Here is a 15,403-nt window from a genome sequence, read left to right as displayed (position 1 = left end):
GTGTAATGGCGCGACGCTTCGAGTACCTGGCGGACGTGGAAGTCTTCATCCGCGTGGTCGAGCGCGGCTCGTTCACCGCTGCGGCGGTCGAACTGGCGACTACGCCTTCAGTGCTCAGTCGTGCCCTCAGCCGCCTGGAAGCGCGGCTGGGCCAGCAATTGCTGCAACGGACAACGCGTCGGTTGGCACTTACCGACGCGGGACGCCAGTACCTGGAGCAGGCACGGGCCGCGTTTGCCCTGCTCGACGATGCCGAGCGTGACGTGCAGGGCAGCAGCGGCGAACTGGTGGGGCGGGTGCGGTTGAGCGTGCCGACCACCTGGGGCCATCATCGCCTGCCGCCGCTGCTCATGCGCTTTCGTGCGCAGCACCCGCGGGTGTCGGTGGAACTGCATGTCAGCAACCGCAACGTCGACCTGGTCGCCGAGGGCGTGGACCTCGCGGTCCGCCTCGGCGTGCCACCGGACAGCGGGTTGGTGGCACGGACGCTGGAGCATGCGCCGCTTTGCCTGGTGGCTTCGCCCGGGTACTTGCGGCAGGCCGGTGTGCCGGCGTCGTTGGAGGCGTTGCAGCAGCACGCGTGCCTGCCCTTCGTGATGCCGCGTACCGGGCGCATCGCGCCGTGGGCATTTGTGGTGGATGGCAAGGACGTGGACTGGACACCGCATGGTGCGGTGGAGGTATCCGACGATGTGCTCGGCGTGGTTACCCTGGCCGGGCAGGGACTGGGCATCTGCCAGAGTTACGACTTCATCGTGGCCAGTCGCATCGATGCGGGTGCATTGGTTGAAGTGCTGCCCCAACTGCGCGGGCGCCACCGTGTGTTCTCGCTGCTGTATGCCCCGCATCGGCGCCAGTCTGCGGCGACGCGGGCGCTGATCGAAGTGCTGGTAGATGGTTGCAGGTAACCAACGTGGCCCATAGGAGGCACAGCGCTGTGTCCGGCGAGCGCAGCGGGGCATGGCCCCGCTCTACCCGATGTCGCCGGGCCGTGCCCGGCGGTACCGCCGCAGCGGGTCATGGACCCGCTCAACCGGTTCAAGCGGCCAGCGTTTTCTCGATGTCAGCCAGCACCGCCTTGGCGTCCACGCCGATGGCGATCGACTGCATTGCCTGGCCGTCCCACAGGCTGGGGCCGAAGGCCATGCCAGCCGGCTTGGGAATGGTCATGCCACGCGCCACGCCATCGGTGGCCACGCGTACGCTGGCCTGTTCGAACTGGAATAGTTCCGGACGGGTCAAGGCGATGCAGGCGCAGCAGTCATGTACCACCATGCCCTTGTGGCCGGCCTGCAGGTAGAAGTCCACGTAATCCTGCGACAGCGCACGCACCAGGTCGGCGTCGGCACCGCCTGCATGCGCCAGCGCATCCAGACCATGGCGGTCCATCTCCACCTGGGTGGTGACGTCCAGGCCGATGGCGATGACCGGCCAGCTTGCGGTGAATACAAGATCTGCTGCCAGCGCATCGCCCCAGATGTTGGCTTCAGCCGCCGGCGTGATGTTGCCGTTGACGTGGAAGGCGCCGCCCATGATCACCACGCTACGCACCAGCGCGGCGATGTCCGGGGCATCGCGCAGGGCCAGCGCCAGGTTGGTCATGCGGCCCACGGCCAGCAGGGTGACCTGGCCCGGGTTGGCGCGTACCAGGTCGATGATCAGCTGGTGCGCCGGGCGGGGATCGACGGCAACCTCCAGTTGTTCGGGCACGGGATGGTTGCCCAGTCCGTTGTCGCCATGGATGTGTACCGGCCAGGCCTCTGGTTCCGCATCGGGCTGCAATGGCCCGCTGGCGCCGCGCGCCACCGGCGCTTCAAGGCCCCAGGCCTGCTTCAGGTACAGCGCATTGTGGGTAGTGGATTCCACTGCGGCATTGCCGAACACGGTGGTGACCGCCAGCAGTTCCACCTGCGGGTGCTTGTGCAGGTACAGCAGGGCCAGGGCGTCGTCCACGCCCGGGTCGGTATCGAAAATCACTTTGTGCATGTTGTCGTTCTTCTTCCGTGGTGCGCCCGCCATTGTGTCACGCTCTCCCGGGTTGACGGGCAGGGCCCGTCGCTACCAAGGGGGCAAGGCGCACCAATGGGTACCCGCCCTGTCAGTATTTCCAGCGCAGGCTGAAGGCCACGAAACGCGGCTCGCCGTAGTTGTTGTAGTCCAGGTTCGCCCAGTACGTTTTGTCCAGCGCATTGCGCACGCTCAGCGTGGCCATCCAGTTGTCGCTGATGCGGTAGTTCGCGTTGAACTGCACCAGTGAGTACGCAGGCTGGTTGACGGTGACTGCGCCGGCCACCGGGTGGGGCACGTTGAAGCCCTGCACCTTGCTCTGCCATTGGACGCCGCCACCAAGGCTGATCCGTTCCAGCGCACCGCGCAGCTGCACCTGGGTGTTCAACTGCAGCAGGTCTTCGGGCAGGTTGGCATACAGCAGGTCGGTGGCGGCACGGGTCACTTTTACATGCGTGAAGCCGGCATTGACCGTCCAGCCCGGCAGGATCTCGCCGTTGACATCCAGTTCCCAACCGCGCGCCTTGGTGCCGTTGATGCCGATGTAGGCCGAGCTGCCATCGCTGAGGGAACCTTCCGGTACGCCGATGTCACGCACCGCATAGTTGTCCTGCTTGGCTTCGAAGACGGCGGCATTGGCAGTGACGCGGCCATCGAGCCACTGCGACTTGATGCCCGCTTCGATGTTCGAGCCTTCCACCGGCGCCAGCAGGTTCTCGTTGCGATCCTTGTAGTTCTGCGGGTTGAATATCTCGGTGTAGCTGGCATAGGCCGATACGTTTGGCGTGACGTCGTACACCAGGCCGACATACGGCGTGACCTCGTCGTCCACCTTGTAGGCGCCACTGGTGGCGGTATACGTGCCTGCCACATCGTAGGCGCGGGTACGGGTTTCCCAGGAGCTCAAGCGCGCACCGGCGATCAGCGCCAGTGGATCGGCCAGGCGCAGGCGGGTAGAGGCGTAGACCCCGCGCTGGGTGGTACGTGCATCGCGCCGCGCACCGGTGCGGCCCACGATCAGTTCCGGCGCATCGCCGTTCCAGCGACGGATGTCCGGAATGTCATAGCGCCAGCCGGCGGTCGGGGTCATGGTCCAGGCGGTGGATTGCAGGTCGGAGAAGCTGCCGCCGACCACCACGTCATGCTCGCGCCCGAACAATGCGAAGGTGCCGGACAGGTAGACGTCCACGCCCTTGCGGGTGTCGTCGGTCTCGCCGGCCGAGCCAAGCAGGTACACGCCTGAGCCGGTGGCCGGATCCGGATAACCGCTGCCGTAGACACGCACGTTCTGCACGTTGCCGCGGGTGTAGGCGGTGTTGACCTTCAGCAGCCAGTTGTCGCCGAAGCGTTGTTCCAGGTTGGCGAAAGCGGTGCTGGTCTGGCGCTGCCACCGGGCCCAGTCGGGCGCCAGGTTGGTGCTGCGCGGCAGGTGCGCGAAGCTGCCATCACTGTTGAAGAATGGCACCGTGCCCCAGGTCGAGCCCGTCGGGTTGTTGTCCTGGGTCTGGAAGCCGACGGTTACCGTGGTGGAGTCTGTCAGGTCACCTTCCAGCACCGCCATGCCGGACATCTTGTCTTCGCTGTAGCGGTCGTAATAGAAATCCTTGTCCTGCCAGGCGGCGACCACGCGGCTGCGGAAGCGACCATCGGCGGTCAGCGGCGCGTTGACGTCGGCCTGCATGCGGCGGAAATCCCAGCTGCCGGCGCTGACCGAGAACGAGGCGTCGAAGTCCTTGCCCGGGCGTTTGCGCAGCAGGTTCACCGTGGCAGATGGCACGCCGGCACCGCTGAGCAGGCCGTTGGCCCCGCGGATCACTTCGATGCGGTCGTAGAACGCGGTGTCGTATTCCTGGTTGGTCGATCCGCTGTACGTCGGCAGGCCGTCCACCTGGAAATCGGTGATGGCGAAGCCGCGTGCGTAATACAACGGGCGCTGGGTGTCGTAGAAGGACACATTGACGCCGGTGACGTTGCGCAGCACGTCGTTGATGCTGAAGAGTGATTCGTCCTGCAGGCGCGCCAGGCCGATGACCGTGGACGACTGCGGCGTCTCCTGCAGGCTGATCGGCAGGCGCGTGGTGCTGGACGGTGCGGCCTTGCTGCCATGCACGCTCACCTGGTCCAGGGTCTTGGCATCGGCTGCGCCATTGGCATCGGCCGTGGCCATGGCAAAGCCTGGTGCAGCCGCCAGTGCGGCGAGCAGGGCGACGGCCAGTGGTGCAGGGCGGAACGTCGAACGGAACGGGAACGGTGCGGTCATGGTGGGGGTTCGCAGGCAAAGGCAGGAAAGGAGGGCGGACAGGCGTCGCCCGACGCAGCGGCCAGGCGGTATCGATCAGGGCTGGCCTGCAGCGTCCGGTCTGCAGGCGGGCGTCGCGCGTCATGCATCCTCGCGCGGGTCGCAAATGTAAATGATTATCGAAAACTTTACAATTCGCGATATGCCGCTGATGCGGCGAGCCGTGCGCGACGAGCCAAACGAAAACGGCCACCCGAAGGTGGCCGTCCATGCAATACCGGCAGGGGCAGGCTTACAGTGCCTGCAGTTCCTCGTTGGCGTTGCGCTTTTCCTGCACGGGTGCCGGGGCAGGTTCGGGGCGTTGCAGGGTGGCCGGGATCGCTGCCGGCGAAACGACGTCTGCCGGCACTTCCAGGAACGGCAGCTGCAGCGTCTGGCTGGTCAGCGTGCGGATCTGGTTGGTCAGCGCCGGGCTCTCGTTGAGCTTGCGGCCGTAGGACGGCACGATCTCGCGCAGGCGCGCTTCCCAGCCTGCCTTCATCTGTTCCGGGAAGGCCTTGGCCATCAGCTCGAGCATGATCGGCGGCGAGGTCGACGCGCCCGGCGAGGCGCCCAGCAGCGCGGCCAGGGTGTGGTCCTTGTCGGTGACGATCTCGGTACCGAACTGCAGCACCGGCCCCTTTTCCGGGTCGCGCTTGATGATCTGCACGCGCTGGCCGGCGGTGACCAGCGTCCAGTCTTCGCGCTTGGCGTTGGGGAAGTACTTGACCAGTTCGGCCTGGCGGTCATCGTCGTTCAACTGTGCCTGGCTCATCAGGTACTTCACCAGGTCCAGGTTCTCCGCGCCCACGTCCAGCATCGGGGCCACGTTGTTGTGAGTGACCGACGAATACAGATCGAACCACGAGCCGTGCTTGAGGAACTTGGTGCTGAACAGCGCGAAAGGTCCGAACAGCACGACCGGCTTGCCATCCAGCTTGCGCGCGTCCAGATGCGGCACCGACATCGGCGGCGAACCGGTTTCGGCCATGCCGTAAGCCTTCACCTTGTGCCGGGAGGCGACGTCCTGGCCCTGGAAGGCGAGGAACTGTCCGCCGACCGGGAAGCCGCCATAGTTCTTCGATTCCGGGATGCCCGACAGCTGCAGCAGCTTCAGCGCGGCGCCGCCGGCACCGATGAAGACGAAGCGCGAGTGGGTGGTGGTCTCGTTGCCGGACTTCAGGTCCTTGACGGTCACGTTCCAGGTCTTGTCGTCGTTCTGGCGCAGCGCGGTCACTTCGTGGCCCAGGTGCAGGCCGAAGTTCGGGCTGTGCTTGAGGCCATCGGTGAGCTGGCGGGTGATGACGCCGAAGTTCACGTCGGTACCCAGCGGCATCCAGGTGGCGGCGACCTTCTGGTCCGGGGCGCGTCCTTCCATCAGCAGCGGCGCCCATGCCTTGATCTGCGCGGGGTCTTCGGAGTACTGCATGCCGTAGAACAGCGGGTTCTTCACCAGCGCCTGCTGGCGCTTGTGCAGGAAGTTGATGTTGTCATCGCCCCACACGAAGCTCATGTGCGGGGTGGGGTTGATGAAATCGCTGGGCTGGCTCAGCCGGCCTTCGCGCACCTGGTGCGACCAGAACTGGCGCGAGATCTCGAACTGTTCGGCGATGCCGACCGCGCGCTTGGTCTCGATGCTGCCATCGGGCAGCTCCGGGGTGTAGTTCAGTTCGGCGAATGCGGAGTGGCCGGTGCCGGCGTTGTTCCAGCCGTCCGAGCTTTCTTCGGCGACGCCGTCGCGGCGTTCGTAGACCTGGATGTTCCAGTCCGGCTGCAGTTCCTGCAGGTAGGTGGCCAGGGTGACGCTCATGATGCCGGCGCCGACCAGGACCACGTCCACGGGCTTGTCGTTGCTGGCCGCAGGCACCGAACGCTGGGTCAGGGGCCAGTACAGGAACAGTACCGAAGCCACCAGCAGCAGCACGAGCAGGGCGAGCAGGGCCTTGCCAAATTTCTTCATGGGAAGGATTCGCTTGGGGAGGGGATCAGGATGCGTACCGGACAGATACGGCGCGTGAAAACGCGTCATGATGTAGCCGCCCACGGCGTCCAGGAGCGTATTTTACCCGTTTCCGGTACTGTTTTGGTGCGACGCAGCATCCTGCTTGGCTCGCGGCCAGCAACGGCCGCCAGCCACCGCGGCCATTTCCATCAGCGCTTGTGGCGTATCAGCGCCGATGAAGCGCCCAGCACCGCGCGGGTCAGCAGGGCCATGGTCTGCACATCGCCCTTCCAGTGCTGCCAGTACAGGGGCACGTCCTCCCACGCGCGCTGGCGGACATAGACCAGGCGGCCTGCATCAAGGTGCCTTTTGACCAGGGGAAGGGGGTTCATGGTCCAGCCCAGTCCGCCCAGGTTGGCCTGCACGAAGGCGCGGGTGGAAGGGATCCACCAGGTCGGGGCGGTGTTGGGCACTTCATCACCGGCCAGCCGGCGGGCGAAGCGGGCCTGCATGTCGTCCTTGCGGTTGAACACCAGCACCGGGGCCTGGGCCAGCGCCTGGGCCGTGACGCCCTTGCCGAAATGGCGGTCGCGGAATTCCGGGGTGCAGGTCGCGGCATAGCGGATGCTGCCCAGGGTGTGGATCTGGCAGCCCTGCACTGGCTCGTCCAGCGTAGTTACCGCGCCCAGCACGGTGCCTTGGCGCAGCAGCTCCGCAGTATGGTCCTGGTCGTCCACGCGCAGGTCCAGCGTGGTGCCGGTGACCTGTGCGAACTGATGCGCTGCCTCCGGGAACCAGGTCTCCAGGCTGTCATGGTTCACCGCTACCGGAATGCTGGCATGCGGCAGCTCGCCGTCGGCCATGCCCATTCGATGCAGCGCGTCATGCTCCAGCAGGGCGGTCTGTTCGGCCAGTTGCACCAGCACCTGGCCTTCTGCCGTGGCGGTGGCCGGCGTGCCACGTTTGACCAGCAGGCGGCCGACACGGTCCTCCAGCGCCTTCACTCGCTGCGAAACGGCAGAGGCCGTGACATTCAGAGACTGTGCGGCGCGGTCGAAACTGCCCTCGCGGATGACGGCGGCCAAGGCCCGCAGCTGTGCATGGTCGACTCGCATCATGATTAAGTTTCTCTAAAGACGCTTTAGTAAGTTTAGCTGTTCTTCTTAATGGTGCAACGCGACAATGCTCGCCGTACCCGGTGCTGTCCGCCTCCGCGAGGCACCGCTCCCCCTGCATCACAAGGCAGTAGACACCATGTTCTCCATCATTTCCGCCAGCACCGGCCTTGCGGCCTGGTTCAGTGGTGCCGCCACCGGCATCGGCCTGTTCGCCGTGGTCGGTGCGCAGAGCGCCTTCATCCTGCGCCAGGGCATCCTGCGCAAGCACATCGTGCCGGTCGTGGCGACCTGCGCGGCTATCGATGCGGTGTTCATCTTCGCCAGCGTGGCCGGACTGCGCACCCTGATCCAGGCAGCGCCGTGGCTGACCGGTGCGGTGCTGTGGACGGGTGTCGCCTTCCTGGCCTGGTATGCGCTGAAGTCCGCGCGCCGTGCGATTGCCGGCGGTGGTGGCATGGGCGAAGCGGACAGCGATGACGGCAGCCGGCGCGCGGTGCTGATGGCGGCGGTCGGCTTTTCGCTGATCAATCCACATTTCTGGCTGGACATGATGGTGATCGGCTCCATCGCGGAAAACTTCGGCAATGCCCGCATGGCTTATGCGGCCGGCGTGGTTACCGCCAGTTGCCTGTGGCTGACCGCGCAGGGCCTGGGGGCGCGCCTGCTGGCGCCGCTGTTCAACAAGCCCGGCACCTGGCGGGTGCTGGACGGCACCATCGCGGTGATTCTGAGCATCCTCGCCCTGACCCTGGCGGTCCGTGGCGTGAACTGATTCCACTCTCTCTCCAAGGTGTGGTGTGCAGGGCGGCATCGGTGACGATGTCGCCCTTCTTTTTGCCGGAACTCCTCTTCCCTTCCTTATTCATCCCGTGTTTACAATCTGCCTGTAGCGGACATGGTGTCCGCGGATTGCAGGGGAAAAGGATGCGCAAGACGATGCTGGCGGCGATGCTCGCCGCCATGGGGCTGCCGGGCGTGGCCGGTGCGGCGGACGTGGACCTGGACAAATTCCTGCGGCGGGATGCCTTCACCGATATCAAGCTTTCACCGGGCGGTGAGTACTACGCGGCCACCGTGCCGCTGGAGAAGTCGACGGCGGTGGCGATCCTGCGCGTGGACGACGGCCAGATCGTAGGACGCTTCGTGCCGCCGGAGAACAACCATGCACGGCGCTTCGACTGGGTCAGCACCGACCGCGTGCTGATCGAACTGGGCCAGAAGCTGGGCTCGCTGGACGAGCCGCGACCAACCGGCGAGCTGTATTCGCTGCGTGCCAATACAAGCAGTGGCGAGTTGCTGGTGGGTTATCGAGTAACCGGAGGCCATACCGGTACACGCATCTCCGGCAAGAAGGCCGAAGCGGTGGCTGCCTTCCTCACCGATGACCTGCCGGATGATGACAAGCATGTGTTGATTGCGGTGTCGTCGTTCAACAGTGATCCATATACCCGGCTGGAACGCATGGACGTGACCAGTGGGCGCCGCATCCCTGTCACGCGTTCGCCGGTACAGCGGGCGGGTTTCACCACCGACCGCGAGGGCCAGGCACGCTTCGCGTTGGGCGCAGGCTCGGACAACGTCAACAAGCTGTACTACCGCGACCGCAACAACGAGACCTGGAGGCTGGTCAACGATGAGGCGGTCACTTTTCGCATCGAAAACGCGATCGGCTTCTCCGAGGACGGCACGCTGGCGTACCTGCAGGTGCAGCAGCGGAAAGGGCCGGACAAGATCGTGAGCTGGAATCCGCTGACCGATGAACGCAAGGATGTATTGCGTGATCCACTGGTGGACGCAGCCCGCATCATCCGCCGGCCCGGCACCGCCATCCCCGTGGGTGCGCTGTACCTGGGCGAGACGCCACGGACCCGCTTCTTCGATGAAGCATCCGCCGACGCGCGCCTGTATCGCAGTCTCGAATCGGCCTTTGGGGGTGATGCGATATTCATCACCTCCAGCACGCAGGATGGCAACAAGGTTCTCGTCGAGACCTTCTCCGCCAGCAACCCGGGTGATTTCTTCATCTATGACCAGAAGGCCAAGGCAGCCCAGCACGTGGTCAGCCGCAGCAGCTGGATCGATCCGGCGCAGTCTGCGCAGGTCCGTGCGATCACGGTGGAGGCGCGCGATGGAGTGCCGTTGCATGGTTTCCTGACCAGCCCGCATGGGCAGGAAGCAAAGAACCTGCCGACAGTGATCCTGCCGCACGGCGGTCCGTTCAATGTGTTCGACGATGGCACCTACGACGTTGAAGCGCAGATGCTGGCCGCAGCCGGTTATGCAGTGCTGCAGTTGAACTTCCGTGGTTCGGGCAACTATGGCCGCGCGTTCCACCAGGCAGGTGCCCAACAATGGGGCCTGGCGATGCAGGACGACCTGACCGACGCTACCCGTTGGGCGATCAGCGAAGGCATCGCCAACAAGGCCAGGATCTGCATCTACGGCGCCAGTTATGGCGCGTACGCCGCGCTGATGGGCGTAGCCAAGGAGCCGGGTCTGTACCGTTGTGCCGCGGGCTATGTCGGGGTCTATGACCTGCCGATGATGCACAGCCGTGGTGACATCCAGACCGTGGCCTGGGGGGAAACCTTCCTGCGCGAATGGCTGGGGCCGGCGGACAAGGTACGCAACGTGTCTCCGGTCAACCTGGCCGCGAACATCAAGGTGCCGGTATTCCTGGCAGCCGGCCGCGAAGACGAACGCGCCCCGGTGCAGCACACCGAGCGCATGGAGGCCGCGCTGAAGAAGGCCGGCGTACCGGTGGAAAGCCTGTATTACCCGCGCGAGGGCCATGGCTTCTACGTCGATGCGAACCGCCGTGAATACTACGGCAAGCTGCTCGCCTTCCTGTCGCAGAACCTGGGCGGTGACAAGGCCGCCCCACCCAAGCCGGCGGCACCGTGACCGAAGGGCGGCATCGGTGACGGTGCCGCTTTTTTTTCTTGACCGCATTGCAGGACAAGCTGTCCGTGTAAGGAGATAAGGATGCGCACGACGTTGTTGGCGGCGATGCTCGCTGTCATGGGGTTGCCGGCGGTATTGGCCGCTGCGGAGGTGGACCTGGAAAAATACCTGCGGCGGGATACCTTCACTGATCTGAAGATATCGCCGAGCGGCGAGTACTTCGCCGCTACCGTACCGTTCGAGAAGCAGACCGGTGTTGTCATCCTGCGGGTTGCCGACAACGAGATCGTGGCCCGCTTCCTGCCGCCACTGAACAATCATGCCGTCGACTTCGATTGGGTCAGCGATGATCGCGTGCTGATCGAGTTGGCCATGAAATTCGGTTCGCTGGACCAGCCACAGTTGACCGGTGAACTGTATTCGCTGAAGGCCAATTCTCCCAGCGGTGGCGACCTGCTGGTGGGCCAACGCAAGCGGGAATGGATTGCTGCTTTCCTCGCCGATGAGCTGCCCAAGGACGAGCGGCATGTGCTGGTCGCCGTGTCCACGTTCGGCGCTGAACCGTACACACGGCTGGAGCGCATGAACCTGATGAACGGCCAACGCTGGACCGTGGCGCGCTCTCCGGTTCGCCGTGCCAGCTTCACCACCGATGACCAGGGCCAGGGCCGCTTCGTGATAGGGGCCGGCACGGACAACATCAACAAGCTGTACTACCGCGACCGCAACAAGCAGGACTGGCGGCTGATCAATGACGAGGCGGTGACCTCGCGCGTCGAAGGTGCAGTGGGCTTCTCTGCAGATGGCACACTGGCCTACCTGGTCGTCGAGCAGACCGATGGCCCGGACAGCATCGTCAGCTGGGACCCGGCAACGGACGAGCGCAGGGAGGTGCTTCGCGATCCCCTGGTGGATGTCTCACGGATCATACTCCGGCCTGGAACGTCCATTCCGGTGGGGGCGCTGTACATGGGCGACACACCACGTACCCGTTTCTTCGATGAGGCCTCCGAGGACGCCAGATTGTACCGCAGCCTGGAAGCGGCTTTCGGCGGCGACGCGGTCTACGTCACGTCCAGCACGCGCGACGGCAGCAAGGTGCTGGTACAGACATTCTCGGCACGAAATCCTGGCGATTTCTTCATCTACGACCAGAAGGCCAAGTCGGCCCAGCACCTGATCAGCCGGAGCGCATGGGTGGAGCCTGCTCTCGCCGCACCGGTACGCTCGGTGACGTTGCAGTCACGCGATGGCATGCAACTGCACGGATTCCTGACGACGCCGCATGGCCGCGAAGCGAAGGATCTGCCGATGGTGGTGGTGCCGCACGGCGGCCCCTTCGGCGTGTTCGACTCCGGTGCGTACGACGAAGAGTCCCAGTTGCTGGCGGCCGCCGGCTATGCCGTGTTGCAGCTCAATTTCCGCGGTTCCGGCAACTACGGCCGGGCCTACAAGGAGGCGGGCAAGCGCCAATGGGGCGGCAACATGCAGGATGACGTGACCGACGCAACCCGTTGGGCGATTGCAGAGGGCATCGCCGATCGCGAAAAAATCTGCATCTACGGCGCCAGTTATGGCGCGTACGCCGCGCTGATGGGCGTAGCCAAGGAGCCGGACCTGTACCGTTGTGCTGCGGGCTATGTCGGGGTCTATGACCTGCCGATGATGCACACGCGCGGCGATATCCAGGACAGAAGCTCAGGTACGACCTACCTGCGCGAATGGCTGGGGCCGGCGGACAAGGTGCGCGACGTATCGCCGGTCAACTTGGCCGCGAACATCAAGGTGCCGGTATTCCTGGCGGCCGGCCGCGAAGACGAACGCGCCCCGGTGCAGCACACCGAGCGCATGGAGGCCGCGCTGAAGAAGGCCGGCGTACCGGTGGAAAGCCTGTATTACCCACGCGAGGGCCATGGCTTCTACGTCGATGCGAACCGCCGCGAATACTACGGCAAGCTGCTCGCCTTCCTGTCGCAGAACCTGGGCGGTGACAAGGCCGCCCCACCCAAGCCGGCGGCACCGTAAGAAATGGGGACGGAGGGGATTAAGTCGCTTTAATCCCCTCCGTCCCCTTTTTTACTTCACGCCGTGCATCATCCGGCGCAGCAGCGGTGCGCAGGCGAAGGCCAGCACGGCGCAACCCAGGCCGATCCACATCATCAGCCAGAACAGATGGGCGTAGCTGGCCGAGGCGCTGACGATGTCCAGCGTTTCACCTTCGGGTACTTCGATGGCGGCCAGCTTGCCGAACAACGCGGCCAGCGTTTCCGAAAATGCAGTGGCGAGGAACCAGGTGCCCATCATCAGGCTCACCACGCGCGGCACCGCCAACTGGGTCACCGCGGACAGGCCGACTGGCGACAGGCACATCTCACCGCTGGCCAGCAGGAAGTAGGCCAGCACCAGCCACCATACGCTGGCCATCTCCCCGGTGACGCCGACCTGCTGTGCAGCCAGGGCCAGCGGCACGAACGACAGCGCGCCGAGTACCAGGCCGATGGCGGACTTCACCGGCTTGCCCGGTTCCGCATTGCGGCGGTCCAGCCACGCCCACAGCAGGGCGAACAGGGGGGCGAGCACCACCAGGAACAGGCCGCCCAGGTACGTCAGCGAGCCGGCGGTCTGTGGGATCACCAGGCAGTCGCGCACCAGCAGTACCAGCATCACCAGCACGATGGCGATGAACATGCGACGCGGCAACGGCGAGCCGGGTGCGCGTTCGGACAGCCGTGCACTGACCACAAAGCCCAGCGGTGCCAGCAGCAGCGAGAGGATCGACCACGGCAACGGCATGCCGTCGCGGACCACCAGCGATGGAACGATGTCCTTGGTCAGCAGGCGGTCGGTAAAGGTGACCCATGAGCCGTAGGTCTGCTCGTACAGGGTGAAGAACACCAGTGCCATCAGGATCAGCGCCATCAGCGCGATCATCTGCTGGCGCTGCACCGGTGTGCAGCGGGTGCCGGTGAACCAGGCGAACCACAGCAGCACGCCACCCAGCACCACGATCATCAGCAGCAATGCCAGGCTGATTTCGCCGCCAAGCGCGAAGGCGCCATTGCCCGCCGCCCACATCAGCCACGCCACCGGCAGCACGGCGAGGACCGCAGCTGCGTAGATCAGCCACTCGCGCGGCAGTCCCAGCACGCTCTCCCTCAATGATGCCGGATCGCGCGGTTCGGCATGGCCGTGCAGGTACTTCTGTCCCCACAGGAACATGCCCAGCCCGACCAGCATGCCGATGCCTGCTGCGCCGAAGCCATACTTCCAGCCGTAGGCTTCACCGAGGAAACCGCAGACCAGCGAGGCGAACAGCGCGCCCAGGTTGATGCCGGCATAGAACAGCGAGAACCCGGAGTCACGGCGCGGATCATCTTCGGCATACAGCTTGCCGACGATGGTGGAGATGTTGGGCTTGAGGAAACCCACGCCCATGATGATCAACGCCAGCGAAAGGTAGGTGATGGCCAGCGCGCCGGTATCACGCACCACCTGGCCGTCGCGGATATAGGCGGCATGTCCTTCGAAGGCCATGCCGAGGTGGCCGAGCACCAGCAGCACGCCACCGAACAGCACTGCCCGGCGCATGCCCAGCCAGCGGTCGGCGAGCATGCCGCCGAACACCGGGATGCAATACACCAGGCCACCGTAGGCCCCCAGCAGGTCCAGGCCGGCCTTGTCGCCGAACAGGTGGTACTTGGTGAGGTAAAGCAGAAGCAGCGCCTTCATCCCGTAGAAGGAGAAACGCTCCCACATTTCGGTGAAGAAGCAGACATAGACGCCCTTGGGGTGGCCAAGGAAGTCGTCGGAGGCAGTGGTGGTCATGGAGGGAAAGGCGGACCAGGGAGGCCGGGGATTATAGGCCCGGCGGTCATCGGGTCAGGTTCCTTTCGCGCCGCGAAGGGGATCCGGGCCTTTTGCAGGTGTCACAGGTAGCGCAGCCATGCCACGTCTTTCCGGCGTGCCTTCAGTGCGGCGAATGCCTTGGTCGGCGGATACAGGACCACCGCCAGCACCATGCTCACCAGCAGCAGGGCGGCCACCGATTCCACGGCGAACCATTGGCCATGCGTCGGTCCCCAGGCGGCCAATGCAGCCAGGTACAGGGCTTTCAGTACATACAGGTGCAGCAGGTAGAAGAGCATCGGCGCCGCGCCGATCCGTGCCAACGGGTCCAGCGCGACGGCGACGGCGGGCGCTTCGTACAGCCGCAGCAGCAGCAGGCCCACGCCCAGCGTGGCCAGCAGGAACAGCAGCGAGGGCGGGTACTTGGTGATGTTGAGGAGGCTCATCAGCGTCCGTAACGCAGTGGCCTGCAACTGCCACGGCGCATCGCCATAGACGTTGAGCGCGCGCAACAGCATGAATCCGCCAAGCGCGCCGAGGCCGGCCAGCAGCAGCCAGCGCTGCCGCTGCGTCGCGGCCCGCCCACGGGCGAACCACGGTCCCATCAGGTAGCCCAGCAGGATGACGCCGACCCAGGGCAGCAGCGGATAGGAAGTGCGCAGGCGCAGCGTGTCGCCGAAGACGATCCAGTCACGCTGGTGCAGCACCTTCCACAGGATCGCCAGTGCACCGTCGCCCTCCACGTGCAGGCCATCGAGCAGGTTGTGGCCAGCCACCAGCAGCACCGCCAGCGGCAGCAGCACGGCACGCGGCAGCCACAGCAACCCGGCCAGCGCGAGCATGCTCAGGCCGATGGCCCAGATCACCTGCAGGTAGATCGTGTCCGGGGGGAACTGGAAGGTCCACGCGAAGTTGACCAGGGTCAGTTCCAGCAATACCAGGAACAGGCCGCGCTTGAACAGGAAGGCGGCGATGGCCCGGCGCGGATCGGCGTGGCGCTGGCCGTACAGCCAGGCCGACAGGCCGGTCAGCAGCACGAACACCGGCGCGCACAGGTGCGCCAACAGACGGCAGGCGAACAGGGCGGGGGATACGCTGGACACGTCCATCGGATCGCCAACCTGGTGTTGCAGGAAGAAGGTTTCGCGCACGTGGTCGAGCAGCATCAGCAGCATCACGGTGCCGCGCAACTGGTCGATGGAGGCCAGCCGGGTCGAGGCGATGGGGGGCATTCGGAGGGGGCGTGGGTACGGCGGAAAGGATATAACATATCATTTTACAGCCGGCCGGGGCGAGCCGGCCACGTGG

The 15,403-nt window shown here is 65.1% G+C and carries 10 protein-coding genes; 4 read left to right on the top strand and 6 right to left on the bottom strand.

The genetic code is table 11. The annotated features are described in order from the left end of the window. Positions 1 to 5: 5 nt before the first annotated feature. On the top strand, positions 6 to 908 hold the full coding sequence (locus H4O11_RS08045; protein ID WP_182338907.1) for a LysR family transcriptional regulator: 903 nt from the start codon (positions 6 to 8) through the stop codon (positions 906 to 908). Positions 909 to 1,038: 130 nt separating this feature from the next. Here the strand turns inward: H4O11_RS08045 and H4O11_RS08040 are convergent, their stop codons facing one another. The 4 genes from H4O11_RS08040 to H4O11_RS08025 all read right to left on the bottom strand — a co-directional run bounded on the left by H4O11_RS08040 (position 1,039) and on the right by H4O11_RS08025 (position 7,342). After that, on the bottom strand, positions 1,039 to 1,986 hold the full coding sequence (locus H4O11_RS08040; protein ID WP_182338906.1) for a nucleoside hydrolase: 948 nt from the start codon (positions 1,984 to 1,986) through the stop codon (positions 1,039 to 1,041). Between the two features lie 112 nt (positions 1,987 to 2,098). Then, on the bottom strand, positions 2,099 to 4,267 hold the full coding sequence (locus H4O11_RS08035; RefSeq protein WP_182338905.1) for a TonB-dependent siderophore receptor: 2,169 nt from the start codon (positions 4,265 to 4,267) through the stop codon (positions 2,099 to 2,101). Positions 4,268 to 4,538: 271 nt separating this feature from the next. Then, complete coding sequence (mqo, locus tag H4O11_RS08030) at positions 4,539 to 6,245, bottom strand: malate dehydrogenase (quinone) (protein ID WP_182338904.1); 1,707 nt, start codon at positions 6,243 to 6,245, stop codon at positions 4,539 to 4,541. 191 nt (positions 6,246 to 6,436) lie between these two features. Then, positions 6,437 to 7,342 carry a LysR family transcriptional regulator ArgP gene (locus tag H4O11_RS08025; protein WP_182339168.1) on the bottom strand — a complete coding sequence of 302 codons (906 nt, stop codon included), beginning with the start codon at positions 7,340 to 7,342 and terminating at the stop codon, positions 6,437 to 6,439. 139 nt (positions 7,343 to 7,481) lie between these two features. Between H4O11_RS08025 and H4O11_RS08020 the strand changes: the two genes are divergently transcribed. From H4O11_RS08020 to H4O11_RS08010, 3 genes are all read left to right on the top strand, one after another. Then, positions 7,482 to 8,117 (top strand): LysE/ArgO family amino acid transporter, encoded by a 636-nt coding sequence (locus H4O11_RS08020; protein WP_182338903.1) that lies wholly within the window; start codon positions 7,482 to 7,484, stop codon positions 8,115 to 8,117. 152 nt (positions 8,118 to 8,269) lie between these two features. Continuing rightward, entirely contained in the window at positions 8,270 to 10,249 is a 1,980-nt protein-coding gene (locus tag H4O11_RS08015) for an alpha/beta hydrolase family protein (protein WP_182338902.1), read from the top strand. A gap of 81 nt (positions 10,250 to 10,330) precedes the next feature. Then, positions 10,331 to 12,274: an alpha/beta hydrolase family protein gene (locus tag H4O11_RS08010; protein WP_182338901.1), complete on the top strand. Its 1,944-nt coding sequence runs from the start codon at positions 10,331 to 10,333 to the stop codon at positions 12,272 to 12,274. Positions 12,275 to 12,325: 51 nt separating this feature from the next. Here the strand turns inward: H4O11_RS08010 and H4O11_RS08005 are convergent, their stop codons facing one another. Both H4O11_RS08005 and H4O11_RS08000 read right to left on the bottom strand, forming a co-directional pair. After that, a complete protein-coding gene (locus tag H4O11_RS08005) occupies positions 12,326 to 14,074 on the bottom strand; it encodes a peptide MFS transporter (RefSeq protein ID WP_182338900.1) in 1,749 nt (582 codons plus the stop codon). A 101-nt stretch (positions 14,075 to 14,175) separates the two neighbouring features. Then, positions 14,176 to 15,327: an acetyltransferase domain-containing protein gene (locus tag H4O11_RS08000; protein WP_182338899.1), complete on the bottom strand. Its 1,152-nt coding sequence runs from the start codon at positions 15,325 to 15,327 to the stop codon at positions 14,176 to 14,178. Positions 15,328 to 15,403 lie beyond the last annotated feature (76 nt).

It is taken from the genome of Stenotrophomonas tumulicola (assembly GCF_014117215.1).
Taxonomy (GTDB): domain Bacteria; phylum Pseudomonadota; class Gammaproteobacteria; order Xanthomonadales; family Xanthomonadaceae; genus Stenotrophomonas; species Stenotrophomonas tumulicola.
Note: the sequence above shows the minus strand (reverse complement) of the source record. Positions and strands in the feature narration are given on the sequence as shown.